The organism is Nitrospirillum pindoramense, assembly GCF_007827955.1.
In the GTDB taxonomy this organism is placed as follows: Bacteria; Pseudomonadota; Alphaproteobacteria; order Azospirillales; family Azospirillaceae; genus Nitrospirillum; species Nitrospirillum amazonense_B.
This window is the reverse complement of sequence record NZ_VITR01000007.1, coordinates 213,704-237,985: the sequence shown is the minus strand read 5'-3', so window position 1 is coordinate 237,985 and position 24,282 is coordinate 213,704. Positions and strand designations below refer to the sequence as shown.

Annotated in this window: 22 protein-coding genes; 7 read left to right on the top strand and 15 right to left on the bottom strand. The window is 69.3% G+C overall.

Annotation, left to right across the window (positions count from 1 at the left end; translation table 11 throughout):
• Positions 1 to 62: 62 nt before the first annotated feature.
• Positions 63 to 626 carry a hypothetical protein gene (locus tag FBZ90_RS13810; RefSeq protein WP_145732952.1) on the top strand — a complete coding sequence of 188 codons (564 nt, stop codon included), beginning with the start codon at positions 63 to 65 and terminating at the stop codon, positions 624 to 626.
• Between the two features lie 63 nt (positions 627 to 689).
• On the opposite strand, the gene cobT is transcribed toward FBZ90_RS13810, so the two are convergent.
• The 3 genes from cobT to FBZ90_RS13795 form a co-directional block, all read right to left on the bottom strand.
• Entirely contained in the window at positions 690 to 2,576 is a 1,887-nt protein-coding gene (gene cobT, locus FBZ90_RS13805; RefSeq protein ID WP_145732950.1) for a cobaltochelatase subunit CobT, read from the bottom strand.
• A 31-nt stretch (positions 2,577 to 2,607) separates the two neighbouring features.
• Positions 2,608 to 3,600, bottom strand: a complete 993-nt coding sequence (gene cobS / locus FBZ90_RS13800) for a cobaltochelatase subunit CobS (protein WP_145732947.1) — start codon at positions 3,598 to 3,600, stop codon at positions 2,608 to 2,610.
• 69 nt (positions 3,601 to 3,669) lie between these two features.
• Complete coding sequence (locus tag FBZ90_RS13795; RefSeq protein ID WP_145732945.1) at positions 3,670 to 4,245, bottom strand: J domain-containing protein; 576 nt, start codon at positions 4,243 to 4,245, stop codon at positions 3,670 to 3,672.
• 181 nt (positions 4,246 to 4,426) lie between these two features.
• Between FBZ90_RS13795 and FBZ90_RS13790 the strand changes: the two genes are divergently transcribed.
• Positions 4,427 to 4,705, top strand: a complete 279-nt coding sequence (locus FBZ90_RS13790) for a BolA family protein (protein WP_145733225.1) — start codon at positions 4,427 to 4,429, stop codon at positions 4,703 to 4,705.
• Here FBZ90_RS13790 and FBZ90_RS13785 read toward each other — a convergent pair.
• The 3 genes from FBZ90_RS13785 to FBZ90_RS13775 are packed head-to-tail and all read right to left on the bottom strand — an operon-like array spanning position 4,702 to position 7,025.
• Positions 4,702 to 5,280 (bottom strand): DUF2889 domain-containing protein, encoded by a 579-nt coding sequence (locus tag FBZ90_RS13785; RefSeq protein ID WP_145732943.1) that lies wholly within the window; start codon positions 5,278 to 5,280, stop codon positions 4,702 to 4,704. The genes FBZ90_RS13790 and FBZ90_RS13785 overlap by 4 nt on opposite strands.
• A 9-nt stretch (positions 5,281 to 5,289) precedes the next feature.
• Positions 5,290 to 6,432 (bottom strand): 3-dehydroquinate synthase, encoded by a 1,143-nt coding sequence (gene aroB, locus FBZ90_RS13780; RefSeq protein WP_145732941.1) that lies wholly within the window; start codon positions 6,430 to 6,432, stop codon positions 5,290 to 5,292.
• Positions 6,429 to 7,025, bottom strand: a complete 597-nt coding sequence (locus FBZ90_RS13775) for a shikimate kinase (protein ID WP_145732939.1) — start codon at positions 7,023 to 7,025, stop codon at positions 6,429 to 6,431. The genes aroB and FBZ90_RS13775 overlap by 4 nt, the downstream gene beginning before the upstream one ends.
• A 453-nt stretch (positions 7,026 to 7,478) precedes the next feature.
• Between FBZ90_RS13775 and FBZ90_RS27825 the strand changes: the two genes are divergently transcribed.
• The 4 genes from FBZ90_RS27825 to FBZ90_RS13760 all read left to right on the top strand — a co-directional run bounded on the left by FBZ90_RS27825 (position 7,479) and on the right by FBZ90_RS13760 (position 11,618).
• Positions 7,479 to 7,619 (top strand): hypothetical protein, encoded by a 141-nt coding sequence (locus FBZ90_RS27825; protein ID WP_186455801.1) that lies wholly within the window; start codon positions 7,479 to 7,481, stop codon positions 7,617 to 7,619.
• A 7-nt stretch (positions 7,620 to 7,626) separates the two neighbouring features.
• Complete coding sequence (locus FBZ90_RS13770; RefSeq protein ID WP_145732937.1) at positions 7,627 to 9,486, top strand: hypothetical protein; 1,860 nt, start codon at positions 7,627 to 7,629, stop codon at positions 9,484 to 9,486.
• Positions 9,487 to 9,491: 5 nt separating this feature from the next.
• Complete coding sequence (locus FBZ90_RS13765) at positions 9,492 to 10,535, top strand: site-specific tyrosine recombinase XerD (protein WP_145732935.1); 1,044 nt, start codon at positions 9,492 to 9,494, stop codon at positions 10,533 to 10,535.
• A gap of 129 nt (positions 10,536 to 10,664) precedes the next feature.
• Positions 10,665 to 11,618 (top strand): acetyl-CoA carboxylase carboxyltransferase subunit alpha, encoded by a 954-nt coding sequence (locus FBZ90_RS13760; RefSeq protein WP_145732934.1) that lies wholly within the window; start codon positions 10,665 to 10,667, stop codon positions 11,616 to 11,618.
• A 201-nt stretch (positions 11,619 to 11,819) separates the two neighbouring features.
• On the opposite strand, the gene FBZ90_RS13755 is transcribed toward FBZ90_RS13760, so the two are convergent.
• From FBZ90_RS13755 to FBZ90_RS13735, 5 genes are all read right to left on the bottom strand, one after another.
• Positions 11,820 to 12,125, bottom strand: a complete 306-nt coding sequence (locus tag FBZ90_RS13755) for a hypothetical protein (RefSeq protein ID WP_145732932.1) — start codon at positions 12,123 to 12,125, stop codon at positions 11,820 to 11,822.
• 214 nt (positions 12,126 to 12,339) lie between these two features.
• Entirely contained in the window at positions 12,340 to 13,344 is a 1,005-nt protein-coding gene (locus FBZ90_RS13750; protein ID WP_145732930.1) for an aspartate-semialdehyde dehydrogenase, read from the bottom strand.
• 272 nt (positions 13,345 to 13,616) lie between these two features.
• Complete coding sequence (gene ubiB / locus FBZ90_RS13745) at positions 13,617 to 15,155, bottom strand: 2-polyprenylphenol 6-hydroxylase (protein WP_145732928.1); 1,539 nt, start codon at positions 15,153 to 15,155, stop codon at positions 13,617 to 13,619.
• 2 nt (positions 15,156 to 15,157) lie between these two features.
• Positions 15,158 to 16,012: a class I SAM-dependent methyltransferase gene (locus FBZ90_RS13740; RefSeq protein ID WP_246130400.1), complete on the bottom strand. Its 855-nt coding sequence runs from the start codon at positions 16,010 to 16,012 to the stop codon at positions 15,158 to 15,160.
• A 113-nt stretch (positions 16,013 to 16,125) separates the two neighbouring features.
• Positions 16,126 to 16,962, bottom strand: coding sequence for an AraC family transcriptional regulator (locus FBZ90_RS13735; RefSeq protein ID WP_145732926.1), 837 nt, complete (start codon positions 16,960 to 16,962; stop codon positions 16,126 to 16,128).
• A 141-nt stretch (positions 16,963 to 17,103) separates the two neighbouring features.
• Here FBZ90_RS13735 and FBZ90_RS13730 point away from each other — a divergent pair, with 141 nt between their 5' ends.
• On the top strand, positions 17,104 to 18,303 hold the full coding sequence (locus tag FBZ90_RS13730; protein ID WP_145732924.1) for an FAD-dependent oxidoreductase: 1,200 nt from the start codon (positions 17,104 to 17,106) through the stop codon (positions 18,301 to 18,303).
• A gap of 58 nt (positions 18,304 to 18,361) precedes the next feature.
• On the opposite strand, the gene phoB is transcribed toward FBZ90_RS13730, so the two are convergent.
• From phoB to FBZ90_RS13710, 4 genes are all read right to left on the bottom strand, one after another.
• Complete coding sequence (gene phoB, locus FBZ90_RS13725; protein WP_145732922.1) at positions 18,362 to 19,066, bottom strand: phosphate regulon transcriptional regulator PhoB; 705 nt, start codon at positions 19,064 to 19,066, stop codon at positions 18,362 to 18,364.
• 79 nt (positions 19,067 to 19,145) lie between these two features.
• Positions 19,146 to 19,910 carry a phosphate signaling complex protein PhoU gene (gene phoU / locus FBZ90_RS13720; RefSeq protein WP_145732919.1) on the bottom strand — a complete coding sequence of 255 codons (765 nt, stop codon included), beginning with the start codon at positions 19,908 to 19,910 and terminating at the stop codon, positions 19,146 to 19,148.
• Positions 19,911 to 20,148: 238 nt separating this feature from the next.
• Positions 20,149 to 21,672 carry an ATP-binding protein gene (locus tag FBZ90_RS13715; protein ID WP_145732917.1) on the bottom strand — a complete coding sequence of 508 codons (1,524 nt, stop codon included), beginning with the start codon at positions 21,670 to 21,672 and terminating at the stop codon, positions 20,149 to 20,151.
• Positions 21,673 to 21,972: 300 nt separating this feature from the next.
• On the bottom strand, positions 21,973 to 24,258 hold the full coding sequence (locus FBZ90_RS13710; protein WP_145732915.1) for an NADP-dependent malic enzyme: 2,286 nt from the start codon (positions 24,256 to 24,258) through the stop codon (positions 21,973 to 21,975).
• Between the last annotated feature and the right edge of the window lie 24 nt (positions 24,259 to 24,282).

Sequence of the window (24,282 nt, the reverse complement as noted above, 5' to 3'; positions counted from 1 at the left end):
CTTAGTGCGCCGGTCCATTATGATGGCGCCCTTTGCCATTCCGTCTTTGAGGAACCTTGCCCGTGAGCCTGCGTGTCGCCGTCCGCCGCTCCTTGATGACCCTGCCCGTTCTCGCCTCGGCGACAACCCTCGCGTTTGTCGGCGCCGCGCCCGCCTGGGCCCAGGCGGCGAAGCCGGCGGCCACGACCCCGTCGACCGGTTCCGCGCCCATCCTGCCGTCGGCGACCAAGCCGACCGCCCCCGCCGCGGCCGCTCCGGCGGCCGGAACCAAGGCCGGTGAGGAGGATGACGGCTGGACCTGCCCCTTCCCCAAGAAGGTGCCCACGATCCCGGACGGCAAGACCGCGCCCGAGGCGGACATGCGCAAGGCGCATGAGGAGATGCAGGCCTACGTGAACAGCGGCCAGGGCTTCATCGCCTGTGTCGATCAGCTGGTGGCCCAGCATCCGGACAAGGTGACGGTGGCGAAGTTCCTGCAGCTGACCAGGGTGCAGGACGCCGTGGTCAGCGACATGGAAATCCTGGCGGCCCGCTTTAACCAGCAACTGCATGTGTACAAGGCGCGCACCGGCGGCGCACCGGCGCCCGCCGCTCCGGCCCCGGCGACCAAGCCCGCCGGCAAGTAAGCCTGAAAAGATTTGGGCCGCCTGGCACCCGCCCGGCGGCCCTTTTCTTGTGAGCGTCCCGCCCTACCGGCGTCCGCCGCGCGCCTGCCGCCGGGCCCGTCCCGGACGGCGGTCATCCTCGTCGAACAGCTCGGCCAGCTTTTCCATGACGGTGCCGCCCAACTGCTCCACGTCGACGATGGTGACGGCGCGGCGGTAATAGCGCGTGACGTCGTGGCCGATGCCGATGGCGATCAGCTCCACCGGGCTGCGGGTCTCGATATACTCGATGGCGCTGCGCAGATGCTTTTCCAGATAACTGCCGCTGTTGACAGACAGGGTGCTGTCGTCCACCGGCGCGCCGTCGCTGATCACCATCAGGATGCGCCGCTGTTCCGGCCGGGCGATCAGGCGGGTGTGGGCCCACAGCAGGGCCTCGCCGTCGATATTCTCCTTCAGGATGCCTTCGCGCAGCATCAGGCCCAGGTTGCGCCGGGCCCGGCGCCAGGGGGCGTCGGCCTCCTTATAGACGATGTGGCGCAGGTCGTTCAGGCGGCCGGGGGCCGGCGGCTTGCCACTGGCCAGCCAGCGCTCGCGGCTTTGCCCACCCTTCCACGCCCGGGTGGTGAAGCCCAGGATTTCCACCTTCACGCCGCAGCGTTCCAGCGTGCGCGCCAGGATGTCGGCGCTCATGGCGGCGATGGTGATGGGCCGGCCGCGCATGGACCCGGAATTGTCGATCAGCAGGGTGACGACGGTGTCGCGGAAATCGGTGTCGTTCTCCTGCTTGAACGACAGCGGCAGCACCGGGTTGGCCACCACGCGGGCCAGGCGGGCCGCGTCCAGGATGCCTTCCTCCAGGTCGAAAACCCAGGCGCGGGTCTGCTTGGCCATCAGCCGGCGCTGCAGGCGGTTGGCCAGCTTGGCAATGACGCCCTGCAGGTGCTGCAACTGCTGGTCCAGCATCATGCGCAGGCGGGCCAGTTCATCCGGGTCGCACAGGTCGGCGGCGCCCACCACCTCGTCGAACTCGGTGGTGAAGGCACGATAACCGCCCGCGTCCGGGCTGTTGCGGCCGAAATCGGGGCGGGACGGCTCACCGGGCTCGCCCGACTGCTCGGCCCCAGCCCCCTCCATCTCTTGTTCCTCGCCCTCGCTGCTCTCGGCGGCGCCGGCGGTTTCCTCCGTCTGGCCGCCGGACTGCTGCTGCTCACCCGTCGCTTCGGGATCGGCATCGTCGGACTGGCCGCCGCCGGCGTCGTCATTGTCGGCGCCCTCAGGGCTCTGGGCGTCGCCCGATTCGGCCGTCTCCTCCTCTTCCGACTTGTCCGGCTCGCCGCCCACCTCCAGGTCCAGGTCGGTCAGGATGCGGCGGGCTTCGCGGGCATAGGCCTGCTGGTCGGCCATGGCGGCCTTCAGCTGCGCCAGGTCCGCGCCGGCCTTGTCCTCGATGAAGGGACGCCACAGGTCCAGCGCCGCCTGGGTGGCGGGGGCGACGGGGGCGCCGGTCAGGGCCTCACGCGCGATCAGGCGCAGGGCGTCGGCCAGGGGCACCTGGTCGCGCGCCGTGGCCCTGTCCAGGCCCTGGCGGCGAAACCGCTCTTCCAGCGCCGCTGTGAGGTTGTCGGCGACGCCGGCCATGGCCGTGGCGCCCAGCGCCTCACACCGCGCTTGCTCCAGCGCGTCGAAGGCCAGGCGGGCGGTGTCGCCGGTGGGCAGCAGGCGGGCATGCGTGGCGGCGTCGTGATGGCGCAGGCGCAGGGCGGCGGCGTCGGCCGCCCCCCGCACCGGCGCCACGTCGCGGGCGTTCAGGTCACGCGTGGGCAGGGGCACCCGAACCCGCGTGCCGGAGAAGCCCGGCGGCTCGGCGGAGAACCCCACCGTCAGGTCGCCGCGCTCCGCGATGGCGCGGACGGCGGCGCCGGTGGCCCGCTTGAACGCCTCCAGCGGCGATTCGCGGTCGGAAGACATGGGCTCGTTCCTTCTCGGCGTCGGCCCCGCCTCAGGCGAGGGTGGCGCGCACGCCGCTCTCGGGCAGTTCGCTGCCGAAGCAGCGCTGGTAATACTCGGCCACCGCTGCGCGCTCGATCTCGTCGCACTTGTTCAGGAAGGTGACGCGGAAGGCGAAGCCGACGTCGCCGAAGATGTCGGCATTCTGGGCCCAGGTGATGACCGTGCGCGGGCTCATGACGGTGGAGATGTCGCCGGCGATGAACCCGGCGCGCGTCAGGTCGGCCAGGCGCACCATGGCGTTGACCAGCACCCGGCGCTCCTCCGTGTCGTAGGACGGCACCTTGGCCAGGACGATCTTCACCTCGGCGTCATGGGGCAGGTAGTTCAGGGTGGTGACGATGTTCCACCGGTCCATCTGGCCCTGGTTGATCTGCTGGGTGCCGTGATACAGGCCGGTGGTGTCGCCCAGGCCGATGGTGTTGGCCGTGGCGAACAGGCGGAAGGCCGGGTGGGGGCGGATGACCTTGTTCTGGTCCAGCAGGGTCAGCTTGCCCTCGACCTCCAGCACGCGCTGGATGACGAACATCACGTCCGGGCGGCCGGCGTCGTACTCGTCGAACACGATGGCGCAGGGGTGCTGCAGCGCCCACGGCAGGATGCCCTCGCGGTACTCCGTCACCTGCACGCCCTCGCGCAGGACGATGGCGTCCTTGCCGATCAGGTCGATGCGGCTGATGTGGCTGTCCAGGTTGATGCGCAGGCAGGGCCAGTTCAGGCGCGCGGCCACCTGCTCGATATGGGTGGACTTGCCCGTGCCGTGATAGCCCTGGACCATGACGCGGCGGTTGTAGGCGAAGCCGGCAAGGATGGCCATGGTCGTTTCGCGATCGAAACGATAGGTGCTGTCGATCTCCGGCACATGTTCCGTGGGCGCGCTGAAGGCCGGCACCTGCATGTCGCTGTCGATCCCGAAGGCCTTGCGGACGGAGATCGTGGTATCGGGCAGCGAGGCGGCGTTCATCGGGGTCTTTTCCTGGGACATGAGACGGTCGGCTTTCCTGCGATATCGGACAGAACGGTTGGTTCTTGGTTTTGGTTCGGTGTCGGGGGCTCAGCCCTGGTCGGCGTAGGCGGCCTTCAGCACGTTGTAGGCCTGGTTGATGCGCTTCAGGCGCTCCTCCGCGTCCTTGTCGCCACCATGCGTGTCGGGATGGTTCTGCTTGGCCAGCTCGCGGTAGCGCTGCTTGATCTCACCGAACTCCACCGGCGCCTTCAGGCCCAGCACGTCCAGCGCCTCGTCCTCCGGCGTGCGGGGCGAGGGCGGCGGCGGGCGGTTGGCCGTCCCTTCCCAATCGGCGCCGAAGGTGTGGCCGCGGCTCATCTTGTCGCGCAGGTTCCGTTCCCGGGTGCGCCAATCCCCCATGGGCCAGGTGGGCCGTTGCCAGGTGGTGTCGTAGCGCATTGCGCGCTCGATCTCTTCCGTGCTCATGCCCTGGTAATAGTCCCAGGCCTTGTTGTAGGCGCGGACATGGTCCAGGCAGAACCAGAAATAGTCGTTCAGCTGGCTGCGGTTCTTGGGCGCGCGATACTCCCCCACCTCGGCACAGCCCGGGTGGTCGCAGGCCCTGACCTGGACCTGCGGCGGGTCGTCGAACGAGAAGGAGTATCCGGGGCGCTGTTTCTGCATCGCGAAAGTATGGGGGCACGTCCGGGCCGTGACAAGCGCGGCGGGTCGCCCACGGCACCATTGCCGGGGCAAAGCTGGGCTGCTGTCCCGACCGCCGCGAATCGCCTTGCCGCCATTGACAGCGTCGCCCCGGCATCGCACCTGAGGGGGTAGGATGAACCTTCCGCCGCGGGCCCCTTCCATGCGCTATGCCGACCGAATCCACACCAAGCTGACCCAGGCGCTGGCGCCCGTCACGCTGATCGTCGACGACCAGTCGGCGGCCCACGCCGGCCACGGCGGCGCCGCGCCCGGCGGCGAAACCCATTTCGAGGTGACGGTGGTGTCGACCGCCTTCGCCGGCAAGTCGCGGGTGGCACGCCAGCGCCTGGTCTACGACATCCTGAAGGACGAACTGGCCGAGCGGGTCCATGCCCTGTCGCTCAAGACGCTGACGCCGGAAGAAGTGGCCCAAGGTTAAGCCAGCCCGTCATCCTCCGGCTTTTCCTCACTCGGCCCGGTGTAGTGCTCCGGGTACCAGCGCTGCACCACGGGTCCATCGCTGGCCATGACGTGGCAGGTGTTCAGCACCGGGGGCGGGCCGCCGGCGCCGCCCCGGCGGCGGGCGCTCAGAACCGGGGCCAGGGTCTGGAAGGCGGTGGTGGCCACAGGGCCCAACAGCTCGACCAGATGGGTGCAGCCCTCCGTGCGCCCCAGGCGCTGCTTGACCGCGCTGGTCCAGCCGGCGGCGATGCGCAGGCCCACCAGGCGTTGGAAGTTGGGCAGGATGGCGGGGCAGTGGGCGAAGGGGGCGTTGTCGGTGGCGACCTCCACCGCGCGCACCGTCAGCGTGTCGTCCACCGTCAGGCGCACCCACATCTCATGCAGGAACTGCCCCGGCTGGATGGTGCCGCGCCATTCATTGTCGAAGGCGTAATGCTTCTCATCCGTGATGTGGCCTTCGATATCCCAAAGGCCGTCCGCGCGTTCATAGCCCTGGCAGGTGACGCGGCGGGTGTGTAGCGGCTTGCGCGGGGCGGCGGGGGGCAGGGGCATGGGGGCGGGTCACGCCTCCAGCGCCGCGGCCACCACGGCGCGCACCGGCTCGGGATCGATGCCCCGGGCGGTGAAGGCCTGGCCGATGCCGCGCGCCAGGATGAAGGTGATGCCCCCATCCTTCACCTTCTTGTCTTTGGCCATGTGGGCCATCAGGGCGTCCACCGTCCAGCGGCCCTTGGCCAGGTGGGCGGCGCCGGTGGGCAGGCCCACGGTCGCCAGGTGGCGGCGCATGCGGTCCAGGTCGGCGGGCGGGCACAAGCCCAGGCGCACCGACAGGTCGAAGGCCATGACCATGCCGATGCCCACGGCCTCGCCATGCAGCAGTTCACCGCCATAGCCCACTTCCGCCTCCAGCGCGTGGCCGAAGGTGTGCCCCAGGTTCAAAAGGGCGCGCACCCCGCCCTCGCGTTCATCCTGGGCGACAATGGCGGCCTTGGCGGCCACGCTTTCGGTCACCGCGTCCGTGCGCAGGGCGGTGTCGCCGGCCACCAGGGCGGGGCCGTTTTCCTCCAGCCAGGTGAAAAAGTCGGGCCGGTCGATCAGGCCGTACTTCACCACCTCGGCATAACCCGCCAGCACCTCGCGCCGGGGCAGGCTGTCCAGCGCGCCGATGTCGGCCAGCACCAGGCGAGGCTGGTGGAAGGCGCCGATCAGGTTCTTGCCCTGGCGGCTGTTGATGCCGGTCTTGCCGCCCACGCTGCTGTCCACCTGGGACAGCAGCGTCGTGGGCACCTGGATGAAGTCGATGCCGCGCAGGGCGATGGCGGCGGCGAAGCCACCCAGGTCGCCGATGACGCCGCCGCCCAGCGCCACCAGCATGGCGCCGCGCTCGATCCCGCGCGACAGCAGGATTTCCAGCACCGCCTCCAGATGGTGGAAGCTCTTGGTCGCCTCGCCCGCCGGCACGACGATGGGGTCCAGGACGCGGGCGCCGGCCGCTTCCAGCGAGCGGGTCAGGGGGCCCAGGTACAGGGGCGCCACCGTCTCGTCGCTCAGGATGACCAGGGGGCGGCGGCCGGCGATGGGGGCCACCAGGGCGCCGGCGTTCTCAATCAGGCCGGTGCCCACCCGCACGTCATAGGAACGGTCGCCCAAATGGACGGGAACGGTACGGGCGAGGCCGGTGTGGGCGGAAACGGTTTGGCTCATGATTCCACCGCGGCCGGCTGAGGCCGCGTCTCCGGGGGTTGGCTATCGGCGTCAGTGTCCAGATAGGCCTGTAGCGCCTCCACCACCCGGTCCACCGTGTCCTCCGCCGGGCGGTCGCCGCTGTCCACGGTGATGTCGGCCTGGGCGTAATAGGGATGGCGCAGGTCCATCAGCTTGCGCAGCGTCTCGTGCGGGTCGGCATCCTTCAACAGGGGCCGATTGCCCCGCCGCGCCGTCCGCTGCACCAGCAGGTCCAACTCCGCCCGCAGCCAGATGGAATGGGCGCGCTGGCGCACCAGGGCGCGGGTCTCGGCGTCCATGAAGGCGCCGCCGCCGGTGGACAGCACCTGCAGCGGCTGGTCCAGCAGGCGAGCGATCACCCGGCGTTCCCCCTCGCGAAAGGCGGGTTCGCCATAGCGGTCGAAGAATTCGGGTATGCTGCAGCCGGCGGCGCGCTCGATCTCATGGTCGGCGTCGACGAAGGGCAGGCCCAGGCGCGCGGCCAAGCGGCGGCCGATGCTGGTCTTGCCGGCACCCATCAGGCCGACCAGGACCAGGGTGCGCGGCGGGCGTTGGCGCAGGGTGGGGCGCATCAGCGCACCCCCCCCAAACGGATGGCGGCCTGGCCGGCCGGTGCCCGGCGGATCGGGGTGGCGTTGCGCGCCCGGGGGCCGGACGCTACAGTGCCAAGCGCTAACACCATGTTTGCCGTATCATCCATAACAGCCGAGACCTAAAGCCGTGCCCCGTTCCGGGGGTTGTTCTTAACCCTTAACACCGGTTGTCCGCCTTTGGCCCTGCGGCCTTCGGCGATCTGTCCGGCCCCGCTTTTCCGTGACAGCCTGCCCCCGATGATCTGGTGGGACGATCTGGTGGACGGCGCCGGATGGAAACGGTTAGGGGGGACTGCATAACACAGTCGACCCCGCCTGTCCCTCAACTCCACCGGGGTGCTGCGCACTGCCGCCTTGCTTGCGCCGCGATGGTCTCGCAATTTTCTTTCCGAATCCGTCCTTTCCCTTTCAGCGATTGATGCCGATCCCCCGATGAAAAAGCTTCTTCTGATCCTGATCGCCCTGGTTGTCCTTGGCGGTGCCGGCGCCGCCCTGGTCGTGGCCGCCACCACCTCCCCGGCGCCCTCCGCGCCCACCGAACGGGTGATCCCCAATGACCGCTTCCCGCAGTAAGCTCCGCTTGGCGCTCCGACTGGGCCTGGCGCTGGCCGCCGGCCTGATGACGGCCCCGGTGGCGCTGGCGCAATCGGGGGCCCAGACCTCGGGTGCGCCCACCCCCTTGTGGCCGCAGGGGCCGGCGACGCCGTCCACCAGTACGCCGGCCGCCGGCGTGCCGTCCGGTGGCGCCCCAACCGGCACCGATGGCGGCGCGACCCAAGGTCCCACCCCCCTGGGCGCCCCGCTCTACACGCCCCCCGCCCCCCGCTCATCCTCCTTCGAGGTCAAGACCCTGGCGGCGGTGACGCCGGATGGCGGCGGCCTGCTGGACGCGGGGCAGGGGGGCCTGGGCCAGGCGCTGTGGGCGGACAGTCCGCGCGGCCTGGTCGACCGGGCGCTGATGTCCCTGCCGCCCTCCAGCCCCTCGCCGGCGGTGCGCGCCTTGCTGGGGCGTGTGCTGATGTCCTCCGGCACGGCCCCCCAGGCGAACAAGGACACGCGTAACTTCCTGGGCGCCCGCCTGGAACGTCTGGCCCTTCTGGGCGACGGCAAGAACGCCGACGCCATGGCCGCGCTGCCCACCGCCCTGGACGACGCCGGCGCGGCGGAGGCCTGGGCCCGCCTGTCGCTGCTGACCGGCGACGGGTCGGCCTGCAACCAGATGGCGGACCTGCAGAAGCGCTTCAACGACGGCGAAATCCAGATGCTGGGCGTCGTTTGCCAGGTGCGCGGCGGGTCCACCGACAATGTCATGCTGTCGCTGGACATCATGCGGGAACAGGGGGTGAAGGATGACGGCTTCTCCCGCCTGGCGGAGGTGGCGGCCAGCGGGCAGAAGGGCGCGCTGAAGGGCTTCTCCACCCTGTCGGCCGAGGCGGTGGCCCTGGCCCGCGCCATGGGCCGTGGCCTGCCGGCGGAAGTGCCGGCGGCCCAGATCCTGACCCTCAACCCGGCGGCGGCCGCCGCCGTCGCCGACCTGCCCGACACACCGGCGGCGCTGAAGCTGGTGGCGGGCGACCGCGCCGCCGCCTACGGCACCCTGCCGGCGGCGGCCCTGGCCCCCGTCTACAAGGCGGCCAAGGTCAGCCCCAGCGATCTGAAGAACGCCGTGGGCGTGGCGGAGAAGCGCCAGGGCGCCGACCAGCGCGCCATCCTGTACCAGGCCCTGACCGGGGAAACGATACCCTCGCTGAAGGGCGCCATCCTGGCCAAGGCGGTGGATGTCAGCGACCCCAGCTTGTTGGCCGGGGCCTGGGGCGACCTGCTGGTTCAGGAACTGGAAGGGCTGGCCCCCGGGCCGGCGCTGAAGGACCTGGCCCCGGCCGCCACCCGCCTAGCCCTGCTGCAGAACCGGCGCGACCTGGCCCAGCCGTGGTTCGAACTGGCCCGCCAGTCGGCGCAAGAGGCGTCCAACGGCGGGAAAGCCGACGGCAAGCCCTTGCAGGCCTACCTGCGCCTGGTGCCCCTGGCGTTGCTGGGCGGCCTGCTGCCCAGCGACGGCGCCAACTGGGCCCAATGGCTAGACGCGGTGAAGGCCGACGCCGATGCGCCGTCGCGCCTGCGCGCCGGGTCCATCCTGGCATTGCTCACGGCGGCGGGGGAGAAGATCGACCCGCTGCTGCTGGCCCGCACCGCCGCCGTGGCGGAGGCGCCGGGGGTGATCCCCGACGCCGCCTCCTGGCTGCGCCTGGACCAGTCGGTGACGGTGCCCCGGCGGGGCGAGGTGGCGCTGCTGGCTCTGGCGGAACTGGCGGACGCCGGCCCGGCCAGCACCGCGCCCACGGTGACGGTTCATGCCCTGTCGGCCCTGGCCGCCATCGGCCTGAAGGACGACGCCCGGCGTTTGGCGCTGGAGGCCGTCGCCGCCCTGGCCGGGCCCTGAGGGCCATGGCGCCGCGCGTCCCAAAGGCCCCCGCCGCCGGGGAGGCCGCTTCCAGGAAGCGGTCCCCCGGTCGGCCGCGCGGCGCCACCCTGGCCCTGCCGCCCGGGGTGGACGCCTTCCTCGACATGCTGGTGGCGGAACGGGGGGCGGCGGCCAACACCCGCGACGCCTATCGCCGCGACCTGGTGGACGCGGCCCGTTTCATCGCCGCCCAGCAGGGGGACAAGGGCCCGGCGCTGGACCAGGCGGGCACGGACGACCTGCGCGCCTACCTGGACCATCTGGGGCGCGACGGCACCAACGCCGCCGTCCGTACCGTGGCCCGCCGCCTGTCGGCCCTGCGCCAGTATTACAAGTTCCTGGTGTCAGAAGGCCGGCGCGAGATCGACCCGGCCGCCGTGCTGGACGGCCCGCGCCTGGGCCGCCCCCTACCCAAGATCCTGTCCGAGGATGACGTGGCCCGCATGTTGGACACCGCCGCCGCCCAGGGCGGGGCGGAGGGGCTGCGGTTGGCGGCGCTGCTGGAACTGCTCTACGCCACGGGCTTGCGCGTGTCCGAACTGGTGGGCCTGCCGCTCTCGGCCTTCAGTCGCGACGGCCGGGTGCTGGTGGTCAAGGGCAAGGGCGGGAAGGAGCGCATGGTGCCTCTGTCCCCGCCGGCCCGCGATGCGCTGGCGGCCTATCTGCCGCACCGCGCCGCCTTCTTCTCCCCGGGCCGGGAGGCCAAGCAGGCCGGCCACCTGTTCCCCTCGCGCAGTTCCGGCGGCATGCTCACGCGTCAGCGCTTTGGCCAGTTGCTGAAGGATTTGGCGCTGGCGGCGGGCCTGGACCCGGCCAAGGTCAGCCCCCATGTCCTGCGCCATGCCTTCGCCACCCATCTGCTGGACCATGGCGCCGACCTGCGCTCCGTCCAGAAGATGCTGGGCCATGCCGACATCGGCACCACCCAGATTTACACCCATGTCGTGGGGGAGCGCCTTCGCCGCGCGGTGGAGGACCACCACCCCCTGGCCAAGGGCAACGCGGGTGGCCGCCCCCGCAAGGGGTAGGGCCGCGCATCCCTAAAGTCGATAGCACTGGCCCCTGGCCCGCGCTCATGGTAATCAGCCGGCTTCGACCTTTGTGCGGATCGCCGTCCCGGCGGCCGCGCCTCCTTACAAGCAGTTGTAAGCCGCCCCATGCATTTCCTTGAATTTGAAAAGCCGATCGCCGAACTCGAAGGCAAGATCGATGAACTCCGCCATCTGTCCGATGGCGGCGGGATCAACATCGCCGACGAGGTCCGCAAGCTTGAGGACAAGGTCGACAAGCTGCTGCGCTCGACCTATGCCAAGCTGTCCCCGGCCCAGAAGGTCCAGGTGGCGCGCCATCCCAACCGGCCGCATTGCCTGGACTACATCAATGCCCTGATCACGGATTTCACGCCGCTGGCGGGCGATCGCGTGTTCGGTGAGGATCGCGCCATCGTCGGCGGCCTGGGCCGGTTCCGCGGCCGGTCGGTGGTGGTCATCGGCCAGGAAAAGGGCCACGACACCGATACCCGCATCCGTCACAACTTCGGCTCGGCCAAGCCGGAAGGCTACCGCAAGGCGCAGCGCCTGCTGGCCCTGGCCAGCCGCTTCAACCTGCCGGTCATCACCCTGGTGGATACGGCCGGCGCCTATCCCGGCGTGGGTGCGGAAGAGCGCGGCCAGGCGGAAGCCATCGCCAAGTCCATCGAGACCTGCCTGCGCGCCCGCGTTCCCATCGTCTCCGCCGTCATCGGCGAGGGCGGGTCGGGTGGTGCCATCGCCATCGCCACGGCCGACCGTGTGCTGATGCTGGAACACTCGATCTACTCCGTCATCTCGCCGGAAGGCTGCTCGGGCATCCTGTGGCGCAGCAACACCAACGCCGCCGACGCGGCCGCGGCCCTGCGCCTGACCGCCCAGGACCTGAAGGAACTGGGCGTCATCGACCGCATCGTCATGGAACCCATCGGCGGCGCGCACCGCCGGCGCGAGGAAACCATCCTGGCCCTGGGCAACGCCATCGACGACAGCCTGGAATCGATGCGCGGCCAGGACGGCGGCACCCTGATCGCCCGCCGCCGCGAGAAGTACTTGGCCATGGGCCAGAAGGGCCTGGGATAAGACACCCAGAAGGGCCTGGGCTGAGACGCGACCAAAAAGGGCGCTTCCCGAAGGGGAGGCGCCCTTTTTCTATGCGCGGTGTCCGCCGCCCATCTGCGGCCAATAGCCGAGGCTTATCCCCGGTGCTGTCGCTGGGGATATGGGCGCGGGCCGTAGAAGAGGCCGGCGGATCGAAAGGGGGGGCTAGGGGGAAAGCCCCAGCTAGCTGCGCAGCACCAGGCGGGAGCAGCCACCGCCGGCCGGCTGCACGTCGCTGGCCAGGCCCGCCAGGCTCAGCGTGGCCTGCACGTCCAGGATGGTGTCCGTGGAGCGGGTCAGGGTCAGGCTGACGTTGCGGCACCCCATCTTCCGGAAGCGCGTGACCGCGTCCAGGATTTGGCGGGCGGGGGCGGCGGAGGAACGGGACTGGGGCGGCGGAATGTCGAAGGCGCTGGGGGTGGCGGCCATCACGGCGGCGGCCATGCCGGGTTCCGGATTGGGGGCTCCGGTCGCCTCATGCGGATGCATGCGAGGTCCCTGGTTGGGGTTCGCCCGGGAACGACCCCGGGCAACCAGGATATTGCGACCAATTGAGGCTTTTCCGCGACCGTAAAGTTGGGCCTGCGGCCGATTTTCCCATGAGGGTGGGGCGGCGGCGGCCTCAGCAGGTCCTCCTTACCCCAAAAGGATGAGGCCGCCGGCATTCCTACCGGCGGCCCCGTCACGGACGAGCCCCGTGTCCTTACAGCAGCTCGGCGATCTGCACGGCGTTCAGGGCGGCGCCCTTCAGCAGCTGGTCGCCGGCGACGAACAGCTGGATGGACCGGCCGCTGGGATCGCTGATGTCCTGGCGGATGCGGCCCACCAGGATGTCGCCCTGGCCGGAGGCGTCCACCGGCATGGGGAAGTAGTTCTTCTCCCAATCATCGACGATGCGCACGCCCGGGGCGGTGGCCAGGATGTCCTTCACCTCCGCCGGGGTGATGGGCCGCTCGAACTCCACGGTCAGCGCCTCGGAATGGGCGCGCAGCACGGGCACGCGCACGCAGGTGGCGGAGATGCGGATATCGGCGTCGCCGAAGATCTTCCACGTCTCCTTCACCATCTTCATCTCTTCCTCGTTATAGCCGTTGGCCGGGTCGACCTTGGCGTTGTGGCTGAAGAGGTTGAAGGCGTAGGGGTGGGGCAGCACGGTGGGGGTGAAGGGCTTGCCCTCCAGATAGGCCCGCGTGCCTTCGCGCAGTTCTTCCATGGCGGCGGCACCGGCGCCCGATGCCGCCTGGTAGGTGGCGGCGATGAAGCGCGTGATGCGGTTCTTGGCGTGCAGCGGCCACAGCGGCACCAACGCGATGATGGTGGAGCAGTTGGGGTTGGCGATGATGCCCTGGTGCTGCTTCACGGCTTCCGGGTTCACCTCCGGCACCACCAGGGGGACGTTGGGGTCCTGGCGGAAGGCGCTCGAATTGTCCACCACCACGGCGCCGGCCTTCACCGCGATGGGGCCGTAGACCTTGGAGATGGAGCCGCCGGCGGAGAACAGGGCGATGTTGACGCCGTCGAAGCTGTTCTCGTCCAGGGCCTGGACGGTGATCTCTTTGCCCTTGAAGGTCATGGTCTTGCCGGCCGACCGGGGCGACGCCAGCAGGCGCAGCTCGGACAGGGGGAAATCACGCTGCTCCAGGCACTCGAGCAGCTCGACGCCAACGGCACCGGTGGCACCGACGATGGCAACGACGGGCAAGGCCATGACCTAATTCCTCAAAGACGAAGGGTGAAACATATGGAACGAGAGGCGCCATCCTCTTGTTCGTTTCGTACCCGCGTCAAGCGGACGACTCGCAGGGCTGCCTTGTGGCCATGGCCGTGCCGCGCAAGTTTTGGTTAGGGGGGCTCAAGCGCGCGGCAATTCTGAAATAGACCGCGACTGCGGTCGCCGCAGCGTTTTGGGGAGCGAAGCGGACTGAAACGCGAGGACAAGCCAAGGCCACGGATGTGGCCGCCCGGCGCTTGATGGACCACTTAACGCAGCGCGAGGACGGTGACGGCCACGGTCAGCGCGATGATGGCGACCCATTGCCAGCCGCCCCGGCCCCGCCCAAGGCGGGTGGCCAGGTCGTCGATGCTGCGCGGGTCGATGGGCAGGCCGCCCCTGTCCAGGTGCTCCGCCAGGCGGTCGGCGTGGCGCAGCAGCAGCGGCAGTTTGTGGGCGGTGGCGTTCAGGTTGCGCACGGCCTCGGCCAGGCGCGCCTCCGGCCCCCGGTTCTCCCGCATCCACTGCTCGATCAGGGGGCGGGCCACTTCCCACATGTTCAGCTTGGGGTTCAGGGCGCGGCCTACGCCTTCCGCCGTCAGCATGCTTTTCTGCAGCAGCAGCAGCTGAGGCTGGGTCTCCATCTCGAACTGCTCGGTCACCGCGAACAGCTGGGCCAGCAGCCGGCCGACGGAGATGTCATGCAGCGGCTTGTTATGCACCTGCTCGCCGATGGCACGGGCGGCCTGCATGAACAGCTCGCGCGACTGGTGCGCGGGGACGTAGCCGGCGTCGAAATGCACGTCGGCCACCAAGCGGTAGTCGCGGTTCAGGAAGCCCAGCAGCATGTCGGCCAGGTACAGCCGCGTCTGCCGGTCCAGCCGGCCCATGATGCCGAAATCCACCGGCGCCAGATGGCCGGACATGTTCACGAACATGTTCCCCGGGTGCAGGTCGGCGTGGAAGAAGCCGTCGCGGAACACCTGGTTGAAGAAGGAATTGGCCGCCTGGCGCAGCACGTCGTCGGGGTCGAAGCCGGCGGCGCGGATGGCGTCCACCTGGTCCACGGGGATGCCGTGGATGCGGTCGATGGTCAGCACCCGCTGGCTGGTGCGGTCCCAATCCACCTTGGGTATGTTGAAGGTGACGTCGCCCGTGAAATTGTCCGCCAGTTCGGAGGCGGCGCTGGCCTCCAGGCGCAGGTCCATTTCCATGCGCACGGTCTCGGCGAAGGTCTCCACCACCTCCACCGGCTTCAGGCGCTTCAGCCGGGGCAGGACGCGCACGGCCAGCCCGGCCAGCCAGAACATTAGGTCGATGTCGCGGCGGAAGGCCAGTTCCACGCCGGGGCGCAGCACCTTCACCGCCACCTCCTTGCCCTCCGCCGTCACGGCGAAATGGACCTGGGCGATGCTGGCGGCGGCCACGGACTCGGGCTCGAAGCTCTGGAAAATCTCGCCCAACGGGCGGCCCAGCTGCTCCTCGATGATGGCCACGGCCTGGGGCGTGGGGAAGGGCGGCAGCCGGTCGCGCAGCAGGGCCAAATCTTCGGCCACGGCGTCGCCCACCAGGTCGGACCGGGTGGACAGGGCTTGGCCCAGCTTGATGAAGCTGGGACCCAGTTCCTGGATGGCCGCGGCCAGGCGCTGGCCCTTGCGGCCGGGCGCCCGGTTGTTGTTCATCAGGCGCAGCACCATGGCCAGGCCCGGCGCCACGTCGCGGAATTCCTCCGGGAACAGGGCGCCATGGCGGCCCAGCGTACGCCCGATGATGTACAGGCGGCGCAGGTTGCGCAGGATGCGGAACATGGTCAGACGCGCCAGGCGGAATGGATGGCGGCCACGCCACCCGTCAAGGGCCGGGCCTTGGCTTGGCTGAAGCCCACGGCCTCCAGCCGGCGGCACAGCGCCTCCCGCTCGGGGAAGCGGCGGATGCTTTCCACCAGGTACTGATAACTGTCGCGGTCACCCGCCACCACCTGGCCGATGCGGGGCAGCACCTCAAAGGAATAGCGGTCGTACAGCTCACGCAGGATGGGCAGGTTCACCTGGCTGAATTCCAGGCAGTAGAAGCGGCCGCCGGGCTTCAGCACGCGGTGGGCCTCGGCCAGGGCCTTGTCGATATGGGTGACGTTGCGCAGGCCGAAGGCGATGGTGTAGGCGTCGACCGAGCGGTTGGGCAGGGGCAGCGACTCGGCATTGCCCACAGTCCACTGTAATCCCCCGGTGGGCAGGCCGCCGCGCGTTTCCGGCGACTGGTCCCAGCCCGGCATGGACCCCTTGTCGATGCCGCGGTCGCGGCCCACCCGCACCATGGCTTCCGTCAGGTCGCAGACCATGATCCGGGCGGCGGGTGCCTTGGCCGCCATGCGGAAGGCGATGTCGCCCGTGCCGCCGGCCACGTCCAGGATGGTTTCGCCCGCGCGGGGGTTGACCAGGCTGACGAAATCCGCCTTCCACAGCCGATGGATGCCCACCGACATGAGGTCGTTCATGACGTCGTAGCGGCTGGCGACGCTGGAAAACACACCCTGCACCAGCGGCGCCTTTTCCGCCGGGTTGATGGCGCGGAAACCGAAGGATCGCGCCTCACGCTCCTGCGCCGTCAGGGCGTCGGTGGCGGTGGTGTCGGCGGTGAAGGGCGGGGGCGTGGGATGGTCGACCATGGCGGCACCATAGCGTCGGGAACGGCGCTTGGGTAGCGGGCTTGGTGGGCAGGCCTGCCCTGAAAAGGGGGCAGGATAAGTGGCTTATCCGTTTGGCGGCCCTAGGCAGAAGGTCAGGCAGCAATCCCTCTTCGGGCGAAATAGCGGGCGGGCGGCTCACCAAAGGCCCGGCGGAACATGGCGATGAAGTTGCTCGGCGTGGCATAGCCCAGGGCATCCGCCACCTCCGCCACCGGCTCCCCTTTCGCCAGCCGCTCCAGGGCAAGGGTCAGTCGGGCCTGCTGGCGCCACTGGGTCACGCTCAGCCCCGTTTCCGCCGCGAACAGGCGTCGCGCCGTCCGTTCCGACAGGCCGGCGTCGCGGGCCAGCATGCCCAGGGGGCGGTCGTCGTCCGGCGCCTTCAGTAGGCGCAGGGCCAGGCGCAGCAGGCGCGGATCGGTGGGCATGGGCAGGTGCAGCGGTTCGTGCGGGGCCAGGCGGATCTCATCCAACAACACGGCCAGCAGCCGCTCCTGCTCCGGCGTCAACGCCGCTTCCAGCGGCCAATCTGCCACCCGCCGCACCAGCGATCGCAACAGGTCGCTGATGCCCATGACGCAGGGGCTGTCGGGCAGGCCCGCGCTGGCCTCAGGCGTCAGCATCATGCCCCATCCGTCCAGCACGCCGCTGATGGTCACCTTGTGCATCATGCCGGGTGGCAGCCATCCCGCGCGCAGGGGCGGCAGCATCCAGGAACCATGCGCCGTTCGCACATGGACCAGGCCGCTGGCGACGCAGAACAGTTGTCCCCGCCGGTGGGCATGCCAGTCGATCTCCCTCGTGCCCATGCGGTCCCGGTCCTCCCGCGAATGGCTGCCCCAGAAGGTTAGGACGGGCGGACCGTCCGGCCGCTCGCACATCTCCAGAAAAGCTTCCTTGGTCATGCGGGGGGTGTCGTTGGCGGGACGCATGGCTTTCCCTGGCAGGGGGCGGAGGGGACCGGCGGATCGTTTGGCCGTTTCACATTATTTTTCGTCCGACTGTCGTTATCAAGTGCGCCGCGCTTCGGAGTATCGACTTTCCAGTGCAAAGGCTTGGCGAATGGTGACGAGATGAACAGGACGCAGGTGGCGATCATCGGGGCGGGCCTGGGGGGGCTGTGCCTGGCGCAGGCACTGACGCGCGCCGGTGTCGCGTGCGTGGTGTACGAGCGGGATGTGGCCGTGGACAGCCGGTCCCAGGGCTATCGCGTGCGCATCGACGCGGATGGTGCCGATGCCTTGGCCCGGTGCCTGCCCCCACCGTTGTACCGCCTATTCCGGCGGGCCTGCGCCGTGCCGGCCCCACGCAGCCGCTTCCTGGACGGCCAACTGGCGCCGGTGACCGGTCGCGCGCCGGCGGTGTGGAGTGCGGCCCCCGATGCGCAAGGCCGGGACAGCGCGGTGGGCGGCGCGGCGGCGGGAGACTTCTGCGTCCATCGCCAGACGCTGCGGGAAATCCTGCTCTCGGGCATCGAGGACCGGGTGCGCTTCGGCGCCGCGTTTCAGGGCCTGGCCGTGGGTGCCGACGGCCGCGCCCATATTGCCTTCGCTGATGGCACCACCGTTCGCGCCGGCCTGGTGGTGGCCGCCGACGGCGTCAACTCCGTCGTGCGCCGTCAGTTGATGCCCCAGGCAGAGCCGCTGGATGTGGGAGCGGTCTGCCTCTACGGCCGCACCGTTTTGACGCCTCAGGTGCGGGCGGTGGTGGGCGATGACCTCTGTACAGGCACCAGCGTGGTCTTCGCCGACGGCTACGCCGGCATCATCGAGCCCATGCTGTTTCCGCCTGCGGCCTTTGCCCCGGAGGGCGCTTCGACCAGCCTGACCCCCGTGGCCGACTATCTCTACTGGGCCTTGATTGGTCCGCGCACGCGGATGATGGGGGCCTTGCCAGATGCCGTGCCGGCGGCGGTGGCACGGCATCTGGCGCGCGACTGGCATCCCAGCCTGCGCGGTCTGTTCCGGCATGCCGATCCGGAAGGCATAGCCCTGCTGCCGGTGCGCAGCGCCCGCTTGGCCCGCACCTGGCCCCACTGGACGGCGGCGGCGGTGACTTTCCTGGGCGATGCCATCCACGCCATGAGCCCGGCCGGCGGCCTGGGGGCCAACACCGCCCTGCGGGATGCCGCCGTGCTGGCGGACAGCCTGTCCCGCACCTCGTCCCCGATCGCGGCGGCGCGGGAGTACGAGGTTGAGATGCGCGTGCGGGCGGCGCGCGCCATTCATCTTTCAGAGGTAGGCGCCGCGGCTCTATTTGCGGACGTGTTTTAAGGGGATTGAGGATTAAGCCTGTCCGAGGTCCACGATCTCAGCCGTTGATATGGAAATATCAAGCCGACTTCATGTCCAGGGCGTAACCGGCCGACCGCACGGTGCGGATCATGTCCAGTTCTGTCTCCTCGTTCAGGGCCTTGCGCAGGCGGCGGATGTGCACGTCCACGGTGCGCGGCTCCACGTACACGTCATGGCCCCAGACGATGTCCAGCAACTGCTCCCGCGAGAAGACGCGGCCGGGGTGCTGCATGAAGTGGCGCAGCAGGCGGAACTCCGTCGGGCCCAGGTGGATGTCGCGGCTGTTGCGGCGCACCCGGTGGGCGGCCAGGTCCATGCTGATGTCGCCGTAGCGCAGCAGTTCCTCCGCCAGGGAGGGGACGGCCCGGCGCAGCACGGCGCGGATGCGGGCCACCAGTTCGGTCGGGCTGAAGGGTTTGGAGATGTAGTCGTCGGCGCCGGAATTGAGGCCGCGCACCTTGTCCGCCTCCTCGCCCCGGGCGGTCAGCATGATGATGGGGATCTCGCGGGTCTTGGGGTTGCGGCGCATCTGGCGGCAGACCTCCAGCCCGCTCATCAGCGGCAGCATCCAATCCAGCAGCACCAGGTGCGGCGCCTGCTCGTCGGCCAGCAGCAGTGCCTCCTCACCGTCGTTGGCGGTCAGCACCCGGAAGCCTTCTTTCTCCAGGTTGTAGCTCAGCAGCGTGACGAGGTCGGTTTCATCCTCGACGATCAGGACCAAGGGCTTCAACGAGGCGTTCATGGGGTGTCCCTAAAACTGGCTGTCCGCAGGCGGAGGCAGGTGGGTCGAGAAATCTAATCGGTACAGGCGCAGGCGTTACTTACAGGTCATCCAGCGACTCGGCCCCATGCAGGCCGCTGCCATGCAGGTCGACGTCCGCGGTGGGGCCGACGACGAAGCTGGACTCGTCATGCTTGGGGCGACTGGACGTCAGCGGCTGGCCCAACACCAGGAAATGGATGTTTTCCGCGATGTTGGTGGCATGGTCGCCCGCCCGCTCCAGATTCTTGGCGATGAACAGCAGGTGGGTGCAAGGGGTGATGTTGCGCGGGTCCTCCATCATATAGGTCAGGACCTCGCGGAAGAGGCTGGTGTACAGGTCGTCCAGTTCCTCATCCCGGTTCCAGGCGTCGATGGCCTTGCCCACGTCGCGGTCGATATAGGCGTCCAGCACGTCCTTCAGCATGCTTTCCACCAGCTTGCCCATGCGCGGAATGGCGCTGACGGGCCGCACGGCGGGCAGCTTGGCCAAGGCCATGCTGCGCTTGGCGATGTTGGCGGCGTAGTCGCCGGTGCGTTCCAGGTCGGCGGAAATCTTCAGGGCGGCCAGGATCTCGCGCAGGTCGCTGCCCACGGGCTGGCGCAGGGCTAGCATGCGCACGGCCTCCTGCTCGATCCCGCGCTCATAGTCGTCCAACTGCAGGTCCGCCTTCATCACGCGGGCGGCCAGGTCGACATCCCGGCGCACCACCGCCTGTACGGCACCGTCCACCTGCGCTTCGGCCACGCCACCCATCTGGGTGATCAGGTTGGACAGGCGCTGCAACTGTTGCTCGAACGATTTGACGGTGTGTTCGGCGGGCATTCTCTTACCACCCCATCCCCGGCGGTCCCGGCCGGGGCATGAAAAATAGCGACCGGCGGGACGTCGCCGATCGGGCAGGGTGGACCATAGCGGCAGGTCGCTATGGAATTGCTACAAAAAGGAGACAGTTTTATGACGCCGCACAAGGCTGGCTCGAGCGCGGAAAACGCCTCGTACTCAAGGGCTTATACCATACGGGGGTAGGATGCGCCGCGCGACGTGTCCCCCGGCTTCGGGCTCAGGCGGCGCCGCGACCGCCTTCGTGTGACAGATTCGGGGCGGATTGAGTGAGCGACTTTTCCCCCTTTTCGCGCGCCTTCTCGCTGGGCTTCTCCGCCCCCGGCAGGTGCACGGTGAAGGTGCTGCCCTTGCCCACCTCGCTGTCGATGGTCAGGCGCCCGCGATGGCGGTTCACGATGTGCTTCACGATGGCCAGTCCCAGGCCGGTGCCGCCCAGGGCGCGGCTGCGGGCGGCGTCCACGCGGTAAAAGCGTTCCGTCAGGCGGGGCAGGTGCGTGCGGGCGATGCCATCGCCCTTGTCGGTCACCGACACCTTGATGCCGGCCACCTTCTGGGGCGACGCCTGGCGGGCGCGGATGCCGGTGGCGCCCGGTGCCGGCGGCGCGTCCGCCCGCTCCAGCGTCACCACCACGTCCGTCTGCTCGCGGCCATACTTGATGGCGTTGTCGATCAGGTTCTGGAACACCTGGGTCAGTTGGTCCTCGTCCCCCTGCACGCGCGGCAGATCCTCGCCGCCCTGCACCTTGATGGTGATCTTGCGGGCCGCCGCCTTCAGCTCCAGCATGGCGACCACGCTCTGCACCAACTGGGCGACGTTGGTTTCGCCGGTGGGGTGGGTGTGCTCGTCCAGCTCGATGCGCGACAGGGACAAAAGGTCCATCACCAGGCGCGACATGCGGCCGGCCTGCTCCTGCATGATGGCCAGGAAGCGGTCGCGGGCGTCGGCGTCGTCGCGGGCCGGGCCGCGCAGGGTCTCGATGAAGCCCACCAGGGTGGATAGCGGCGTGCGCAGCTCATGGCTGGCGTTGGCCACGAAGTCGGCCCGCATCTGTTCCGACCGCTTGATGGCGGTGATGTCGTGCAGGGTGATGATGGCGGTGATCTCGCGTTCGTCCGCGCCATCCTCCGCCGCGGGCTGGAAGGGGGTGACCCGCACCTCCAGCACCCGTTCCACCGGCAGGGGCAGGGTGAATTCCACCCGCCGGCTTTCGCCCCCCGCCAGCACCGCATCCACCGCCGCCAGCACGTCGGGGTTGCGCACGCTGACCGCCAGGTCGCGGTTCAGCATGCGGTCGCCGAACAAGGCGCGGGCGGCGCTGTTGGCGCGCCCCACCTTGCGCTTGGCGTCGACCAGCATCAGGGGGTCGTGCAGGGCTTCCACCACCGCTTCGTCGGCGGCCAGGCGGTGCTCGATCTCCTCGCGGTGGCGCAGCCAATTCTGGTGCAGGTGGGCGATGTCCTCCAGCAGGGCGGCGCCCGTCAGGGTGCGTGCCAGGGGCGGCGCCAGGGGGGTGCGCCGGTCACGCACCTGGTCGAGATAGGCGGCGATCAGCCGGCTGTCGCGCAACACCAGATGCCGGGCCACGGCGGTGACGGCCGCCACCAGGACAAAGGCGCCCAGCGCCAGCAAGGGGTGGAGACGCCCGGACAGAACCAGCGCCGCCAGCAGTGCGCCCGTCGGCGCCAGCATCAGCACGGCGATGGCCACGAAACGATCGGGACGCGCTTCCAAACGACTCATCTCCCTAACCCACCCATGCTGATTCCGGCGAGACCGGCCAAACAGGCCAGGTCAAAATCGTACCGCCCCGTTCATCGCCCCGGTCATTGCCTCGAACATAGCGCAAGAAATGCGCGCGGAACCCACGTCATGGAAGTTTAATTCCGGGCCCGGCTCACGACCGGCCCCGCCTGATAAGAAAAGGCCGCGGCATCCGGTGGTGCGACCATCTGTCCGCGGCCCGCTTTTATTTGCGTACCGGCGCGGGCCTGAACCCGCGCCATCTGTATACTGGATAAACTATCGATGCGGCCGATTTCCCTACGCGGAGATGGACAGGCTGTCGTGGGCCGCCATGACGGCGGCGGTCAGCAGCTCGTTGGACGTGGCGCCCATTTGCACGATCTGCGCCGGCTTCTCCAGGTTGATCAGCAACGGCCCGATCAGGGTGCCGCCGCCCATCTTCTGCAGCAGCTTGGCGCCGATGTTGGCGGTGTGCAGTGCCGGCATGATCAGCACGTTGGCCGGGCCCGACAGGCGGCTGAACGGGTACAGGCGCTTCATCAGATCGTGGTCCAGCGCCACGTCGACCGACATCTCGCCCTCATATTCGAAGTCGGCGCCGCGCTGGTCCATCAGGGCCACGGCGTCGCGCACATGCTGCGCCCGCTCCCGCATCGGCTGGCCGAAGTTGGAGAAGGACAGGAAGGCCACGCGGGGCTCGTGCCCCATCTGGCGGGCGGTGCGGGCCGCCCCCTCGGCGATGCAGACCAACTGCTGGGCGGTCGGGCGTTCATGCACCGTGGTATCGGCGATGAACACCGTCTGCTTGCGCAACGCCAGCACCGACAGGCCGAAAGCCGGCGCGCCCGGACGGGCGTCGATGACGTGGCCGATCTCCTCATACGAGGTGAAGAAGTCGCGGGTCAGGCCCGTGACCACCGCGTCGGCGTCGCCCAGGGCCACCATGCAGGCGGCGAAGACGTTGCGATGCTGGTTGACCAGCCGCTGGCAGTCGCGGTGCAGCATGCCCTTGCGCTGCAGGCGGCTGTACAGGAAGTCGGTGTAGCGCTGGTTTTCCGTGGACTGGAACAGACGGGCGTTGCGCACCTCCAGCGGCGCGCTGCCCTGGGGCAGGCCCAAGGCCGCCATCTGCTCCGCCACCACCTTCTCGCGGCCGATCAGGATGGGCGTGCCGTAGCCGGCGGAGCGGAAGGCTAGGGCGGCGCGGATGGTCCGCTCCTCCTCGCCCTCGGCGAAGACGACGCGGCGCGGGTTGGCCTTCACCTTGTCGAAGATCTGCTGCAGGCTGTCGGCCGTGGGGTCCAGGCGCAGGCGCAGGGCGCGGCCATAGGCCTCCATGTCCGTGATGGGGCGCTTGGCCACGCCGGTGTCCATGGCCGCCTGGGCCACGGCCGCCGGCACCTTCACGATCAGGCGCGGGTCGAACGGCACGGGGATGATGTATTCCGGGCCATAGCGCAGGCGCCGGCCGGAATAGGCGGCGTCCACCTCATCCGGCACGTCTTCGCGCGCCAGCTCGGCCAAGGCGTTCACGGCCGCGATCTTCATGGCGTCGTTGATGGTGCTGGCCCGAACGTCCAGGGCGCCGCGGAAAATGTAGGGGAAGCCCAGGACGTTGTTCACCTGGTTGGGATAGTCGGACCGGCCGGTGGCGACGATGGCGTCGTCACGCACCGACTTCACCTCTTCCGGCGTGATTTCCGGATCGGGGTTGGCCATGGCGAAGATGATGGGCTTGGCCGCCATGCTGGCCACCATCTCGGCCGTCAGGGCGCCCTTGACCGACAAGCCCAAGAACACGTCGGCGCCCTTGACCGCCTCGGCCAGGGTGCGGGCGTCGGTGGTGACGGCGTGGGCGGACTTCCACTGGTTCATGCCGTTGGTGCGGCCCTGGTAGACGACGCCCTTGGTGTCGCACAGGGTCACGTTCTCATGGGGCATGCCCATGGACTTGATCAATTCCACGCAGGCGATGGCGGCGGCGCCGGCGCCGTTCACCACCAGGCGGGCGTCGCTCATGCTGCGGCCCGTCAGATGCAGGGCGTTGATCAGGCCGGCGGCGGCGATGATGGCGGTGCCGTGCTGGTCGTCGTGGAAGACGGGAATGTCCATCAGCTCGCGCAGCCGCTGCTCGATGATGAAGCAGTCGGGCGCCTTGATGTCTTCCAGGTTGATGCCGCCGAAGCTGGGGCCCAGATAGCGCACGGAATTGATGAATTCATCGACGTCGCGGGTGTCGACCTCCAGGTCGATGCCGTCCACGTCGGCGAAGCGCTTGAACAGCACGGCCTTGCCTTCCATGACCGGCTTGGAGGCCAAGGCCCCCAGGTCGCCCAGGCCCAGCACGGCGGTGCCGTTGGAAATGACGGCCACCAGGTTGCCCTTGGCGGTGTAGTCGTAGGCGGTGGCCGGGTCCTCATGGATGCGCAGGCAGGGCACCGCGACGCCGGGTGAATAGGCCAGCGCCAGGTCGCGCTGGGTCGTCAGGGGCTTGGTCGGGGTGATTTCCAGCTTGCCCGGACGCCCGCTGGCATGCAGCAGCAGGGCCTCGGCGTCGGTGACGCGCTTCTCGGTATCGGCCATACGTTCTCTCTCCACCGCGTTTGC

Coding starts and splice junctions, on each gene's coding strand:
- cobS (WP_145732947.1), bottom strand. CDS start 3,600: ATGTCCCAGGAAAAGACCCCGATGAACGCCGCCTCGCTGCCCGATACC.
- FBZ90_RS13795 (WP_145732945.1), bottom strand. CDS start 4,245: ATGCAGAAACAGCGCCCCGGATACTCCTTCTCGTTCGACGACCCGCCG.
- phoU (WP_145732919.1), bottom strand. CDS start 19,910: ATGCCCGCCGAACACACCGTCAAATCGTTCGAGCAACAGTTGCAGCGC.
- FBZ90_RS13790 (WP_145733225.1), top strand. CDS start 4,427: ATGCGCTATGCCGACCGAATCCACACCAAGCTGACCCAGGCGCTGGCG.
- aroB (WP_145732941.1), bottom strand. CDS start 6,432: ATGAGCCAAACCGTTTCCGCCCACACCGGCCTCGCCCGTACCGTTCCC.
- FBZ90_RS13715 (WP_145732917.1), bottom strand. CDS start 21,672: ATGAGTCGTTTGGAAGCGCGTCCCGATCGTTTCGTGGCCATCGCCGTG.
- cobT (WP_145732950.1), bottom strand. CDS start 2,576: ATGTCTTCCGACCGCGAATCGCCGCTGGAGGCGTTCAAGCGGGCCACC.
- FBZ90_RS13765 (WP_145732935.1), top strand. CDS start 9,492: ATGGCGCCGCGCGTCCCAAAGGCCCCCGCCGCCGGGGAGGCCGCTTCC.
- FBZ90_RS13750 (WP_145732930.1), bottom strand. CDS start 13,344: ATGGCCTTGCCCGTCGTTGCCATCGTCGGTGCCACCGGTGCCGTTGGC.
- FBZ90_RS13730 (WP_145732924.1), top strand. CDS start 17,104: ATGAACAGGACGCAGGTGGCGATCATCGGGGCGGGCCTGGGGGGGCTG.
- FBZ90_RS13735 (WP_145732926.1), bottom strand. CDS start 16,962: ATGCGTCCCGCCAACGACACCCCCCGCATGACCAAGGAAGCTTTTCTG.
- FBZ90_RS27825 (WP_186455801.1), top strand. CDS start 7,479: ATGAAAAAGCTTCTTCTGATCCTGATCGCCCTGGTTGTCCTTGGCGGT.
- FBZ90_RS13785 (WP_145732943.1), bottom strand. CDS start 5,280: ATGCCCCTGCCCCCCGCCGCCCCGCGCAAGCCGCTACACACCCGCCGC.
- FBZ90_RS13710 (WP_145732915.1), bottom strand. CDS start 24,258: ATGGCCGATACCGAGAAGCGCGTCACCGACGCCGAGGCCCTGCTGCTG.
- ubiB (WP_145732928.1), bottom strand. CDS start 15,155: ATGTTCCGCATCCTGCGCAACCTGCGCCGCCTGTACATCATCGGGCGT.
- FBZ90_RS13740 (WP_246130400.1), bottom strand. CDS start 16,012: ATGGTCGACCATCCCACGCCCCCGCCCTTCACCGCCGACACCACCGCC.
- FBZ90_RS13775 (WP_145732939.1), bottom strand. CDS start 7,025: ATGCGCCCCACCCTGCGCCAACGCCCGCCGCGCACCCTGGTCCTGGTC.
- FBZ90_RS13760 (WP_145732934.1), top strand. CDS start 10,665: ATGCATTTCCTTGAATTTGAAAAGCCGATCGCCGAACTCGAAGGCAAG.
- FBZ90_RS13755 (WP_145732932.1), bottom strand. CDS start 12,125: ATGCATCCGCATGAGGCGACCGGAGCCCCCAATCCGGAACCCGGCATG.
- phoB (WP_145732922.1), bottom strand. CDS start 19,066: ATGAACGCCTCGTTGAAGCCCTTGGTCCTGATCGTCGAGGATGAAACC.